General features: G+C 31.6%; 10 protein-coding genes. 2 read left to right on the plus strand and 8 right to left on the minus strand.

Annotated features, from left to right (window positions below):
* Positions 1-1,575: 1,575 nt before the first annotated feature.
* The 3 genes from MKY77_RS22030 to MKY77_RS22040 all read right to left on the minus strand — a co-directional run bounded on the left by MKY77_RS22030 (position 1,576) and on the right by MKY77_RS22040 (position 7,070).
* Complete coding sequence (locus tag MKY77_RS22030) at positions 1,576-4,044, minus strand: SIR2 family protein (protein ID WP_339147820.1); 2,469 nt, start codon at positions 4,042-4,044, stop codon at positions 1,576-1,578.
* A 608-nt stretch (positions 4,045-4,652) separates the two neighbouring features.
* Positions 4,653-5,129, minus strand: coding sequence for a hypothetical protein (locus MKY77_RS22035; protein ID WP_339147821.1), 477 nt, complete (start codon positions 5,127-5,129; stop codon positions 4,653-4,655).
* Between the two features lie 441 nt (positions 5,130-5,570).
* Complete coding sequence (locus MKY77_RS22040; RefSeq protein ID WP_342515474.1) at positions 5,571-7,070, minus strand: hypothetical protein; 1,500 nt, start codon at positions 7,068-7,070, stop codon at positions 5,571-5,573.
* A 142-nt stretch (positions 7,071-7,212) separates the two neighbouring features.
* Between MKY77_RS22040 and istA the strand changes: the two genes are divergently transcribed.
* The gene (gene istA, locus MKY77_RS22045; protein WP_339149856.1) at positions 7,213-8,757 is read left to right on the plus strand and encodes an IS21 family transposase; all 1,545 of its coding nucleotides are present in this window, start codon (positions 7,213-7,215) and stop codon (positions 8,755-8,757) included.
* A complete protein-coding gene (istB, locus tag MKY77_RS22050; RefSeq protein ID WP_339149857.1) occupies positions 8,757-9,521 on the plus strand; it encodes an IS21-like element IS643 family helper ATPase IstB in 765 nt (254 codons plus the stop codon). The genes istA and istB overlap by 1 nt, the downstream gene beginning before the upstream one ends.
* A 39-nt stretch (positions 9,522-9,560) precedes the next feature.
* Here the strand turns inward: istB and MKY77_RS22055 are convergent, their stop codons facing one another.
* The 5 genes from MKY77_RS22055 to MKY77_RS22075 form a co-directional block, all read right to left on the minus strand.
* Positions 9,561-9,995 (minus strand): hypothetical protein, encoded by a 435-nt coding sequence (locus tag MKY77_RS22055; RefSeq protein WP_342515475.1) that lies wholly within the window; start codon positions 9,993-9,995, stop codon positions 9,561-9,563.
* Between the two features lie 377 nt (positions 9,996-10,372).
* Positions 10,373-10,690, minus strand: a complete 318-nt coding sequence (locus MKY77_RS22060; protein ID WP_339147823.1) for a DUF4406 domain-containing protein — start codon at positions 10,688-10,690, stop codon at positions 10,373-10,375.
* A gap of 188 nt (positions 10,691-10,878) precedes the next feature.
* A complete protein-coding gene (locus MKY77_RS22065; protein WP_339147824.1) occupies positions 10,879-11,415 on the minus strand; it encodes a GNAT family protein in 537 nt (178 codons plus the stop codon).
* A gap of 245 nt (positions 11,416-11,660) precedes the next feature.
* The gene (locus MKY77_RS22070) at positions 11,661-12,209 is read right to left on the minus strand and encodes a hypothetical protein (RefSeq protein ID WP_339147825.1); all 549 of its coding nucleotides are present in this window, start codon (positions 12,207-12,209) and stop codon (positions 11,661-11,663) included.
* A gap of 337 nt (positions 12,210-12,546) precedes the next feature.
* The gene (locus MKY77_RS22075; RefSeq protein WP_339147826.1) at positions 12,547-13,755 is read right to left on the minus strand and encodes an MFS transporter; all 1,209 of its coding nucleotides are present in this window, start codon (positions 13,753-13,755) and stop codon (positions 12,547-12,549) included.
* Positions 13,756-14,028: the final 273 nt, after the last annotated feature.

The following is a 14,028-nucleotide window of genomic DNA, read 5'->3' on the forward strand; positions in this document are numbered from 1 at the left end:
GGAGTGCGGGACAGTTATCCGTTTGCTTGTCCCACCTGCCATTTCGTCCGTCCTTGTAATAAAAGGCATCACACAGGGTAGTGTAATGCCTTTCATAGTGTAAGTATATGTTGTTGTGGGGAAAATATGTGTGGAGATGCGGAAATGCTTATGATGGTTAGGATGGATTTGGGGAACATTTAATGTTGTAATCAAATTTCTAAATAGAAAAAACACAACCCCGCCGCTTATATTAAACAGCGAGATTGTGTTGGTTTAAAAGTTGTGGTGTTACAAAAAAGTAGTTAAATTATATTTAGTAACAATCATTAATAAATCTATAATACCATTTACTCGTTTACAAGAAAGTGCTTTAATAAAGGAAATTGATTAATTTAGTATATATTATTAAATAATATTAATTATAATCAATGTTGTATATTTATTCCTAAACCTGCATAAATAATTAAAACTAATTTCTTCAATATCTTTTTTATAAGTAATTACCCCACTCGTCTAAGAAAAACATTGGCAAGTGAAGGCCGGGTGGGGTAACTCGTTCACACCTACAATAGCTATTACTGAAGAATTATTTTATCCTAAGTCAAAATGTTGGTAGCACTTTGGCTTCTTTTTAATTATATGCGAATTACTCTAGACTTATCAAAATTATTGGTACAAATTCTAAATTGAAGTTTCGGTCAGTACATAAAAGCTTCATTTAATGAAATAACTGATTACTAATATATTGCAACTAACAAAACACCTTAAAGCATCTTCAACTTAAGCTCCAGATTGTTTAACCTGTTGCTTTTCATTGTCTGAATAATTTACGAGTGGTTAACATAAATTACTCTTAAAATAGGAAAAGACTGTTTTTTTCTTATTTTAAGACCTAAAACGTATTTTTATTTTATTATTTAATATGCAACTTAAAACCCAGCAGCTTTAAGGTCTTTTAATTTTGAAAAAGCTGCTTCCTCAACATTATTGTTTATTCTCTTATAAATGTAACCTGAAACATTATTTGGAAGTGTTACTCCTTCTTTAAATAAACAACAAACTCTATTTCTACCTAACTTAGCAACAAAATAACCAAATTCAAAAATAACATTCTGTCTTGCTCTATACTCAAGATCTTTTTCTTCGTCACTTTTCTCTTTATTTTCAGCTAAAAATCCAATATCATCTGGAGTTAATAGTATTATCGCAAAGCCAACGATACTATATTTTCAAACTTTTCAATAATAGTTTACCCTTCATCCGCTTGCATGTGTAATACTATTGGTTCAAGCCCCTATTATTCGTAGATTCATCACGATCATGAACTAAAAATATTTTGTTATCTCCCTATTGAATTTTGGAATCATCTTTAGGGACACTCCTAGAATACAAGTTAAACTACTCTCTGTACTCCTCAAATTGTTCAAGGTGAATGTAGAAACTTACCATTCGTTACCTACCATCTATATGCCACATTGACACGAAATTCACTAGATAGAGCTTACTGGTTAGTTTTTAATACCCAAAAAAAAGTGTCTGACTCTACTATTTATCTTTACAAAGTCACACACTTCGATTTTGGAAAAAACAAACTTAAGCATTAATTATTGGTGCTTTTTCATATAAAAAATTCTGGACATACCAGTTGTTATCTTGACACGCTTTATCTAAGCGTTCTTTAATTGATAATCCATCAGGATCAGTTTGTAGATTATGGCGAGCTAGCCACCCTAACACTAAGTCACCTTCTGTGTCACCATTTAAAGCTAATTTATGCCACCACTTTATAATTCCATCTAGATGATCAGGATCAAATTTATTTAGACTCTTGAAAAACTCATCCGCCTTAACCCATTTATCATAGCTCCAACTATTAGCAACTAAATATAATGCTTTATTAACATAAGCGATTGCAATATTATCTTCTATACCTATGTCAAAGAGTGCTTCAATGTCATATCCTTCGTAATCTAGAACATCTTTCCTTCTTAGCATATAGCCTAGATTAACTGTTGACTGTGGGTTATTGCTTTTGTAACCTAATTCAAACATCTCAAAAGCTTTTTTAATTTCTTTTTTACCATAAAGTATTAAGCCCAACATTGTACAAGCATCACCAAAATTTTCTTCATTATTTACATCCAGTTGGATATCACTATTTATTACCATCTCTAAGTACTTTTCAGCTTTTGAAATTTCATTATTTAAATAGTATGTTCTACCAATATAAAAAGTAGTGTATATAAAGTGTGTATTAAACATTGGATTTTTAGAATTTGAGTATACTTTATAAAGTTCATTATATGCATCTATAATAACCTTTTCGTCTTCTTTTATATGAAGCCTTGCAAAAGTATATAAATTCAAAATTAAGGTGGTAACAATTTGAATATCTTCATTTTGGCTATCGTTAAACTTACGAAGATATCTATTGATTTCTATTTTTGCTAATTTAGTTTCACCTATTACTTCTAGCAATCTTGTTTTTTGAACTAATAAGAATGCTACTCTTACCTCAAATTCAATGCTAGTCTCATTTTCATATCTTAATATACCTTCTTCAAAACTGTCTATTGCTTCATAAACTAGTTCCATTTCTGACAATACCTGAGATTTTAAATTTAAAGTATCTAAAAATAATAATCTAAAACTAAATGAATCTTCATGTTGAAATCTATCAATAATACCATTTAATGTTTCAACAGTCTCTTCATATCGTTCCAATTCTTCTAATGTTTCAGCTCTAATTAGTAAGCACGAAGCTACCTTTAAACTTAGTTTGTTTTTAAATTTATTATCTTTAAGGGATTTATATACATCATAATTCAAATCACTAGCAACTATTATTTCTTCTGATGGTTTAGATTTCATTATTAATAATACCAGTATTTCAATAAGTTCTACTTTTTGGTATTCTTCTAGCTCATTAATATCAAGTTGCAAACTATCTAATAATTTTAAGGATGCTTCATATTGAGAACTAACCACTAAGCTCCTTAGGGTTTGAACTTTACTATAGTCCACCTTATTACTATTGACACTAACTTCAAGTGACTGCAGTTTTTTTAGTCGATGTACGACATGGCTTAAGAAGAATACATCATTATTTTCGTCAGTATCTTCTGTACCTTGAATTAAATTGGCTAAAAAACTCAATGGATCTTTAGTTATTTCAGGTTCAGCTAATTGTAATTTTTGAATCATAGACTCAAAGACCACCTCAGCAGGTAAAAAGTTTTTTGAATCAATAGGAGACTTCAAATCTTCATCTAAGTTTTTTACTCTATCATTCGCAACAACAAATACTACATTATTATGAGATTTTAACCAATCAGGCATTGAACTAATACTATCTTCATTATAACAGAACCAATATAAGTTATATGGAAGAGAAGGCTCATTCAATCTCCTTTTTAAATAGGTCATTATTATATCGTCTTCCCAACCACTATAGCCGACAATTATAGGCGAACGGGAACCCCCAATACGTTCTAACATTGAAGCCATTTGTGTAGCTGCAGTTCTATCTGTTATTTCAACTGTTAAGTTGCAACAGTCATAAGATAAATAGTTACCATGAATGTGTACTAGTTGAATTTCATCTAACTCAGCATCAATTTTAAAAGCTGTTCCAGGATGATCGCAGATCATTGGATTTGAATTGAAAAGGGTTAATGCTCTAGCAAGAAAATTGTCAAAATTAGGTGTAATTACAACTTTTCCAATACCACCTTTTGAAAGAAGGTGAGCTAATTTAAAATTTGCATTTGTAATTGGCTTGTTCTCAATAAGTTTTCGAAAATATTCCCTTCTTGATTTTGAATGAGGAAGGGCTCTTTGTAGCCAAGTCGAATACTCTTCTGAACCATTTAACTCTTTTATTTCTTCATAAGTTTGGTCAGTTAATTCTTTACAATCTTTTATTATTTTGTTTGCTGTAGGAATGATTGGTGAAGAAATCCCTGCCCCTACAATAAAATAGAATGGATTTTTTGTGTCTTCTGGAGTTACTGCTCTAGCAATTTCATTAATGGCAATTTCCAATTTAACTATTCTAGACATCAGCCTACCGCCTTGTTTTTTTCTTTTATGGTATTCTTTTGCTATATTATAATTAAATTTTACCATGGAAAGATTGCCGAAAAATTAAAATATGGAAAAAAATTAAAATTATTTTTGGTTTTATTTAAATTAGGAAGGGAATATGATTTTTATGTAGAAGTAATAATTAAATAGGAGAGTGATATTATGGGTTATTCAAATAAAAAAAAGATAAAAAATAAAAAAGCTCCGAAGAAAAGCATTCAGTAATTTAGTGGAGATTTGGAATCTCTTAAATACCAGTTACATAAAAGATTAATTTCCGAAATCTTAAAAACAAAAGCCCATTGGTGTTAAGCCAAAAACTAAAAATTAAAGACATTAAAACATATCTTTCTGAGATGAGAATCAGCATATGATTCTCACCTTTTTTTAAAAAAATTTATTACTCTTTTCTTGCAATCTGAACTGATATCATAAAAAGAAGAGTCAAGGGAACTTCTATACTAGAAGTTGGCAGTAAATAAATAATTGTTTTTTCTTTTGCATATTCGCCTATTGTTGAAAAATGAAAAACATCAATAAGTCCTTCTGTTCATAGGTATTTAATGTCATTTTCCATCTCTTTTTTATTTTTTTATTTTTTCAATGCTTAATATTGATTTTTCTTGTAAAGGAAAAATCACTTCTTGTTCCGCCCTGATAGCCGGTGAGTTTAATTCGAAATTCTTAATTTCAAGTTTCACAACTTCTATAAATCCTTTAACACTAATCCCCGGATTATCTTTTGTTGCTTCTGCTGTAATTATTGTATGAGCACTTCTTGGATTGAACCAATATATTTCTTCTAATTTTTCAGCTGATGTCCATGAAACATAATGATTATTATAATTCACTTCATCATGGCCTAAATGAACTCTTCTTATTTTCCCTGTATATAGTAGATATTTTGCAACCTCATTTTCATATTTATTTTCACTGTTCTCCCAATTACGAATATCTTGTAATAACTTTTTCCAACATTCATCTGTATGGTCTAAGTTACTTCTACCACTTCCTTCTTTTGGATGATTTACCCACATTTCAAATAATTCGAATATGTCCATTTTTAGCTCCTTATTTTAATACATATCATTATACTCTCATAAATGAATTGATGTCTTTTTTATTTTTCCTAAAATCTAAAAGACTACTTTTAAGATAGTAATGGTTCTCGCAATGTTTAAAGAGATAGGAAATTTCGGTTCATCTTTTTTGCAAATGGCTAAACTCTTTTCAAAACAGTGCGACTTTATTTTAAACTCCTTCTTCAATTCACATTTTTGAATTCTTCCAAATTTGAAGTTGTTTATTGAGCAGTAAAAGTCTACTACGCAATATAAAATTACTCCTCTTCTGGCTTAAAATAAAAAAATGAGCGCTGATCCTTGTTCTAGGATAGCAGCCGTTTGTTGAAGTATACTTTTTTGCCTTTGCATTAAAATAATACCTATATCACTTTTGTGGTACTCAGTAGTTACTTGACTAAAAAAAGAGAATGTTATTGCTCAATCTTCGATATTAATTTTATATGGACTCTTGCCAGAAAGCAGTTTTTCTAATAAATTTCCTTCATACATCTCTTTTATAAAGTAATATTGCAGGTTATATTGTCCGTTCGAATATACTTCTATAATTCTATTCATTAATGAACCAGCGTAAGCTTCTGCAAAATTAACTAGATATGGAACAAGGTTTTTATCTACATAACCATTATGAACTATTTGATTTCTACATTTATAAATGTAATCAACTGTTAATTTAACTTCACTTCTTTTTTCTCTTAGTTGCTTTAAAGCCTCTTCGTTATCTTTATAAAAAGTTACCGTATCCTCAATTTCATCCAGAAAACTTTCTTTTGTAGTATATTCTTTTAATTCTTCCATTCTGTTATAAAAATGCTTCAAAGACACTACGGAATCTTCAGAACGGGCATTGTATATTCCTACACTTTGAAGGAAATCAACTGGTATATTTATCGTATCATCTTGTTCATAAAAACTTTGACTGTATATGTCCGTTACCCTAAAAAGATTACTGATAGGTCTATATTGTTCCCAAAGAAAATACATATTTGATATAGTTTCTTTAACGAAAATAAATTTAGATTCTGCGTCTTTTTTTGATATGTTCGCTAAACTCTCAATAGCAATCCAATAATTTAAAAGTTTACTTTCTTCATTCTGCCATTGTGCCTTAGATATTATATCAAAGACACCTAGTATAGTATTTGCTTCAAAATATAATTCTCTCTTTTCTAATTCTTGTATCACTTGTGAAACTTTTTTTATATTATCATACTTTTTATCACTTAAAAATTTCGGATTACTCCTACTTATATTTCTTCTAAATTGTTTATCATCTCTAGAACCAAACAAAGTTCCGAAAGAGCCATTCTCTTCATCAATTTCTTTTCCTCTAAATTGGCCATCCCAAAAAAATTCGTGATATTCATGAGCATAATAGAAATTCAACGAATTCAATAAATTTAAAAACTTAGCTTCAGCGATTTTAGAGGCAGATTTTAGAGAAGTTGCTGTTACTATGACCTTGGCATTACATCTACTTCGAAACTTATCTTTTAAATTTGATGAATCAATTTCTTCACTTTTCTTTTCGATATGGCTTGTATCAAATGTTTCATCAAAATTAACATCCTCTCCAAGCATTTTTTCCGCTTCAGGACTATACAAATGACAGTCAAATAATAAAATATTATTACTTTTAGGGAGTGTAACCATACCCCAAATTGGATAAATAAAAATGTATTCTTTTTCAACAGAAATTATTTGTTTCCTGAAGAAATCCAATCGATCCTGAATACTCAAGCTATCTATATAATCTTTCTTTTCTAACTCAGTATCAAATTCTTTAGGTATTCCTTTATATCTTATATATATTTTCCCTTCATGGATAAAATATGATTCAAATACTTCTGAAATAATATTTTTTACATCTGCAATATTCATACCAGAGGTAACCAAATCAACTATTATTTCCTTAGTCAACTCTTTAACTTGTAAACGCTAGAATAAAGTTGACACTTTTTGCTTGATAGGATTTTACACTTTTGCTCAATCAACCTATTACTTTAGTAAAATAGTTTGTGACGTTATTTTACTGGAGGTTAGGATTTTGGAGGAGAAGTTAGTGTTATATATTAAGATTCATGAATTACATAAAAGAAAGTTTAAAGTATCACAAATAGCTAAAGAGCTTAAGGTCTCAAGGCCAACTGTCTATAAGTATTTAGAAATGACATTCGATGAGGCTACAGCTTATACTGAACAACCTTTAGGAAAGAAGAAAAAACTAGATCACTATAAGGACTGGATACTTGCCTGGCTAGAAGAGTACCCTCATCTAAGTAGTGCTCAGATCCATGATTGGCTTTTAGAGAGATACCCCGACCTCGTGGTCGGTGGAAGTACTGTAAGAACATATGTGAGGGGTATTCGAGAAGTCTACCAGATTGAGAAAAAGGTGATTGTCCGTCAATACGAAGCAGTTCCTGAACAGCCTATGGGTAAACAACTCCAGGTAGATTGGGGAGAAACAAAACAGAAAACAGTAAACAACAAAGAAACCAAGCTGTACTTTATTGCCTTTGTACTCGCTAACTCTCGTTATAAATACATGGAATGGCAAGCACGCCCATTTACGACAAGAGATGCGATCCGTTGTCACGAAAATGCGTTTCAGTTTTATGGAGGGCGAACAGAAGAAATTGTCTACGATCAAGATCATTTAATCTCAGTGAGTGAAAATGCAGGACAACTGCTTTTAACAGCTGAATTTCAAAGCTATGTTAATGAGCGTAAATTCAAAATATACCTGTGCAGAAGAGCAGATCCCGAATCTAAAGGTATGATTGAAAATGTAGTGAAATACATTAAAGGCAATTTTGCAGACAGTCGTGTATTTAATGACATTGAAGATTGGAATGAACGTGCACTACAATGGCTCAAGCGTACTGGTAACCACCAGGTGCACCAGACAACGAAAAAAAGACCAGCAGAAGTGTTTCTCCTCGAAAAGCAACACTTACAGCCAGTCTCTTCGTTACTTTCATATGAAAGCACCAATAATCAAAGTATAACAAGAAGTGTAAGCAAGGACAACACGATTCGCTACAAGTCAAACCGTTATTCCGTCCCACTCGGGACTTATCAAACTATGAGTGAGAACCTTGTGTGGGTTGAAGCGAAGGTAGAAGATCACAAAACTCTTGTCATACGTAGAGAAGCAAATGGTGAAGTGATTGCCGAGCATGTCATCAGCTCGGAAAAGGGAAAACTTATTCAAAATCGTCACCATACCCGAGATCGCTCTAAAGGCATTAAGGAACTTAAGCAACGCCTCATTTCTCTCTTTGAAGAACAGCTTAAAGCAGCTGCATACTTGGATGAGGTTAGTCAAAGATACCCAAGGTATCAGCGAGATCAGTTTGCGATTATCTATAAAGTAATCCAGCAGTATCCGACCTTAGTTGATTCTGTTTTAACTAAGTGCATGACAGAGAAGCTTTACAATGCGAATGATTTTCGTGATATCGCTCATCATCTCGATACATTACAAGTTGAACCGGCTGAAGAGGTACAATCCTTTTACACAAATTCGTTAAAACACTCTCATATCAAAGCATCTACGCGTTCTCTTAATGCTTATACCAGTATTTTAGGAGGTAGAGCATGATGAACAAGACTGTACATGAACTACAAGATCAATTCCGTCAGCTACGATTGGCGGAGACTGCGGAGGAGCTTCCACTGCTTCTTCGCGAAGCTGAAAAAGCATCATGGACCTACTTGGAGTTTTTAGAGTCTATTACCCGACATGAATTAGCCAAACGTGAAGCGAAAAGCCTTGAAAAAAGAATGAAATGGGCACGCTTCCCTTTCGTGAAGTCATTAGATGAGTTTGAGCTGAAAGGACAAAACGTTCTGACGGCTCGACAGCTCTCCCAACTCCGTGAATTAAGCTGGCTGGAGCAACAATACAATTTAATTCTTCTTGGTCCCCCTGGCATTGGAAAAACATATATCGCAATTGGACTTGGACTCGAGGCTGTTTATAGAGGGTTCAATGTTTATTTCGCCACAATGGGTGAACTTGTGCAGCTTTTAAAATCAGAAGAGTACTTGAACAAATCTAAAGTCCAATTAAAAAGAATCAGAAATGCCGACCTAGTAATCATCGACGATTTAATGTATATGGCCATGGATCAGAGAGAAGCGAACCTATTTTTTCATTTGATTAATCATTTGTACGAACGAAGTTCGATTATCCTGACATCAAATAAAAGTCCAGATGAATGGGGCAATTTAATAGGAGACCAAGGGATCACCACAGCTATTTTAGATCGTTTACTTCATCGTGTGGAGGTCATCCATGGAGACGAAAAAGAGGAAAGTCATCGGATGAAAAATCGGAAGAGCATTTTTTCAGCAGAAATGTAAAAAGGAAATGAGCAAAAAGTGTAAAATTCAACTTGACGTCTACATAACTCTTAATCGATATTTTTTTTGGAATAATTTCATTTCTAATATTGAATATAATTCATCAAATAAAATATTTGCAAAACTTTGCTTTGATATTTTTATAGACAATTCTTTAGAAATAACATACACTGCTGTTTTTTCTTTTCTCTCTAACTTTTCTTTTATAATAAGTAATTCTTCTCGAAAAAAACTTATATATTTTTTGGAAATCAAGGTGTCAATTAATTTGATATAAACCTTTCTATTATTGTCACTTTCAAATTGGTTTAATTCATACTCATTGATGATGTCTAAAAGAACAACCCTTATATTTACAATATTAATACCAATCATTCCATTTTTTACTTCTTCAGCAATAGAATTCCATTCATCATACCAATAAGTAAGCACTTGACTATAGAATGAATCACTTTTATATCTATCCCAATCCAAGTTATCACCCTCACTAAAGTATTTTTTAGTTAAAACAGTTAAAACTTTACTATTAGTATAGCACTTTAAAGGTTAACAAAGTTCTCATCTTAGGAAGGAAAAGTAAAACTTATTATTTTTTCTAAGCTGTTTATAACAGGACTTGCAACCTTCCTATTCTATAAACATGGGGTATCTTTTTACCTCTACATCTCAATATTTATTAAATTTCACGTATAACTTTTAGATGACCCAAGAACAAAAGATTGGCGCTGATCCTTGTTACAGGATAGCGCCCGATTGCCGAATACTCGATTTCGAGATACTTGTATATGTTCTTCGATTAAAGCTCCAGATAGCTTAATTAATATCCTGAAGTTATTTTTAGGTTATGAAACTTAAAGTATTGGTTGTAGATTTGTCATTGAATAATAAGTAATACCTTTTCCTTTATTTTTAGCATATTCAATTTCTTTTTGTGTACTTTTTCCAATATATTCATTGACATCTATAACGAATATTTCATCGCACATATCTATTTTATGATAATGCATTTCCTCTAACATTAATTCTTGTTCGTTTGTTAATTTTATTTTTTCACTTTGATCAAAAAAGCCCAGACTAATAACAATATTTCCTTGATATGTTAATGTTGCTTCAGCTTCTCTAAATTGCCTTTTAAATTTTGTAGAACCACATAAAGTTATTATTTTCATATTCCACCTCTAAAGATAATATGAGCTTTTTATTCAATAACTTTCTTCCGCTTTTCTTTCCATTATCTATGTAACTAGCGACCTACCTGCTACAATCTCTCCCAGAATTTAGAAGAATGTTATACCTTTTATTTTAAGAAAAAACTCAATAGTTATAGAAGAAAAAAGGAAGTCCATTTAAAAGTAATTCACATTAGTTCTTCTTCAAGTATTGCAAACAACAGGCTATCTCTCCACTCGCCTTTGATTTTGGATTCTTTTTTAAGCTCTCCTTCTAACCTAAAACCAGCTTTAGTTAAAACATTTATTGAACCAATATTCTCAAAGTCACATTTAGCAAATATTCTATGTAGACCCAAACCCATAAAGCCAAATTCTAATAAAGCATTAACAGTTTCCACTGCATATCCGTTTCCCCAATATTCTGGATCAAAATAGTAACCAATTTCAGCAGTTTCATTATGATCTGTAATAACTAAAAAGCATTCACCTACTATATTACTAGAGGATGTCACTGCAAAAACATATACTCTTCTTTTTTGTTCTTTTTGAAAATCAATTTGTCTATCTAACATTTTCTTAGTGTTTTCAAAGGTAATAGGTCCCCAAATTACGTACTTAAAAATATCCTTGTTAGACCGAATGTTATATATTGCTTGTAGATCGTCAGATTCCAATTCTCTAATTGATAACCTTTCAGTTTCCAAAGTTGTGATTTTAGCCAAATTTTCACCGCCAGTTCACTATTGTAAGAGACCACTTAAATATTGCCGTTCCCTGTTTATCGGTTGTTAATAATTATTCTGTAATCCTGCCCTATTGCTTAATACCAATTATTTCATAAGCTTCAAATTACTACAATATACAATTCTTCATCTTGGTCAAGATAAAAAGAGCGCTGATCCTTGTTCCAGGAAAGCGCTAGATTGCTAAGGTTAATTATAATTTTTTTGAACAAAAGTTTAATAATCTAACTTCTAACTTTTTTCTCAATAATCTGCTGAAGAATTTCTATACTTTTATGGTCTTTCGGACGAAGTTTTCTTCCTGTTCCTTGTTCGTAAACTCTTTTCTCCTCAAGTAATTGGTATGGGTTAAGAACATTTATTGATATACCATGTACCGTATAGAATTCCTTAGTTAAGGCATCTTTCCTCCATATCCAGTCGGGAAAACCGTTAGCGACTATTTTTCCCTCATCGGAAAGCATAACAAATACAAAACTCACATCGATATTGTTCTTGTAGAAATCAGTTTGAAAATCACTTACTACATTTTTTTGATAACCAGCCTTTACAAGAGCCTGTTCCACGTGTTCACGATGTTGGATCCATGTAACTAAGTCAATATCTGAATGTGACCGTGTAATCCTTTCTAATAAAAAATCTATCGCCCATCCACCTCGTAGCCACAAGCTCAAATTAAAAGATAAGCAAATTTCATTTATTTCTTGAAGTATATCTAACTGTAGTTTGCTCGTATTATTTTCATTTTCTAATGTAAGATCTTTAAAATCCATCCTCATCCACACCTTTAAAGTAATACAACTTTACTATTGGTTTATTCTGCATGAGTCTTGAAATAACCTTTTTGCTAACCTAACGCGTATTTCAGAATGTGGCTCTAAAATAAAATGAGCGCTAATCCTTGTTCCTGGATCGCGCCCGATTGCGGAAGACTTTAGTTCGAGATAACTTGTAAAATGGTCTACGATTAAAGCTCCAGATTGCCTAAGAAAGTAGATCCTTCTGCTCGGTTCAATTCGGTATATAAAGCATTCCTTTATCCTTTTAGATAAAGATTCAATAAACTAAAAAATGAAGGTTTTGCAGCAACCAAAACCTTCATTCATATATTTATTGTTTCATCACATTTCTAACAAACAATCGCTTGTTTTGATGAACGATCACACTTACTATTGCAAGCAAAACCCCTGATATAATAAATACGAAACTAATTCCCATAAAATCTGCTAGTAGACCCATAACAAGAGAACCAATTCCAAACATTCCGGTTCCGATAGCACCTAAAGAGGTATAAACCGTTGTTAACTGTTCTTTTGAAACACTAGTTTGGATAATCGATTGTTGAGGTATACTCTTAATTTGTGCGAAAAGCCCTACAAAGAGGGATAAAATTAATGCAACGATAGGGATACTATTTATGCTAAATAATAATGTAACTACAAAACTTAGGAGTGAACCAAGAAAAATAAAGGTACCTAATCTCTTTTCAATAAAATTCGCATATTTAATACAATAGACACTCCCTAGGATTAACCCTAAAAAGAATACACCATTAATAAAGCCCCACCATTTTTCATCAACATTTAAACCATCGCTGACAAACACATATAATATGGCAGCAATCCACACCGTTCCAGCAATAGTTTCAAAAAAATCGATCCAAGCGATTCTTTTTAATACTGGAGTGTTTATTATAGTTACCCATCCTTCTTTTATCTGTTCAAATTTACCTTTGGGTTCGGTTCTATTTTGATTTAAATCATCTAAAAAGCAAAGTAAGATGCTTGCAACCACGAATAATAAACCGACCAACCATACCAATTGTTGAGAGCTCATAACAATAAGAAACATACTTCCTACAATCCACATAGATGCTTGTACGACCTGAGTAACTGTATTGGAAATTCCATTAGCTTGAATTAAATGTTCAGGTTCAACATAGTGTGGAATCATTGTTTGTCTTATAGGATTGGCACATCCATCAAGGAAAGCAATAAACCCTATAATTAGGAATATTAAATAATAATTAGATGTTGTTATTCCGATCAACATAAAACCTAAAATAAAAAGCAAAATCGTTTTTCCAATTTGCGAGCCAGCCATTAACCATTTAAGATTGACTTTCCCAATCAATAAAGGCGTTAATATACTAGATAAAAACATAGAAGTAGTAATCGTAAATGGTACAAATGAAGATGCAGTTGCAGAACCCGTTAATAGGAATATTGTACTTATGACGCTAATCATATATAATACATCGCCAATATTAGCGAGAGAATTACCTAATAGTAATAATAAAAAGTTTTTATTTAATTTCATTTTGTATCCCCCAATTTTTAAGTTAAATCTATTAATGTGTGGGGAGAATTTAAATTGGACTATTCATTAATTAATTGCTCCTTTCTCTTATCGAATAAATCTGGGGGACTAGATTTATTACTAAATTTTTTAGCTTCCTAATCAAATGTTTATATGAATATTAGTTGGCTTCATTGTTTTGTAAATATAAACGTTTTCTTGATTTTTAATTTCAAACATTGAACATTTCTCAATAGATATTTCACGTAATTAAGAAGCTTACTATCCCAGATA

Source organism: Sutcliffiella sp. FSL R7-0096 (genome assembly GCF_038595065.1).
In the GTDB taxonomy this organism is placed as follows: Bacteria; Bacillota; Bacilli; order Bacillales; family Bacillaceae_I; genus Sutcliffiella_A.

What these genes read in the sequence shown, in the direction of transcription:
- MKY77_RS22030 (WP_339147820.1), bottom strand. Translation starts at nt 4,044, where the DNA reads ATGTCTAGAATAGTTAAATTGGAAATTGCCATTAATGAAATTGCTAGA.
- MKY77_RS22035 (WP_339147821.1), bottom strand. Translation starts at nt 5,129, where the DNA reads ATGGACATATTCGAATTATTTGAAATGTGGGTAAATCATCCAAAAGAA.
- istB (WP_339149857.1), top strand. Translation starts at nt 8,757, where the DNA reads ATGAACAAGACTGTACATGAACTACAAGATCAATTCCGTCAGCTACGA.
- MKY77_RS22060 (WP_339147823.1), bottom strand. Translation starts at nt 10,690, where the DNA reads ATGAAAATAATAACTTTATGTGGTTCTACAAAATTTAAAAGGCAATTT.
- MKY77_RS22070 (WP_339147825.1), bottom strand. Translation starts at nt 12,209, where the DNA reads ATGGATTTTAAAGATCTTACATTAGAAAATGAAAATAATACGAGCAAA.
- MKY77_RS22075 (WP_339147826.1), bottom strand. Translation starts at nt 13,755, where the DNA reads ATGAAATTAAATAAAAACTTTTTATTATTACTATTAGGTAATTCTCTC.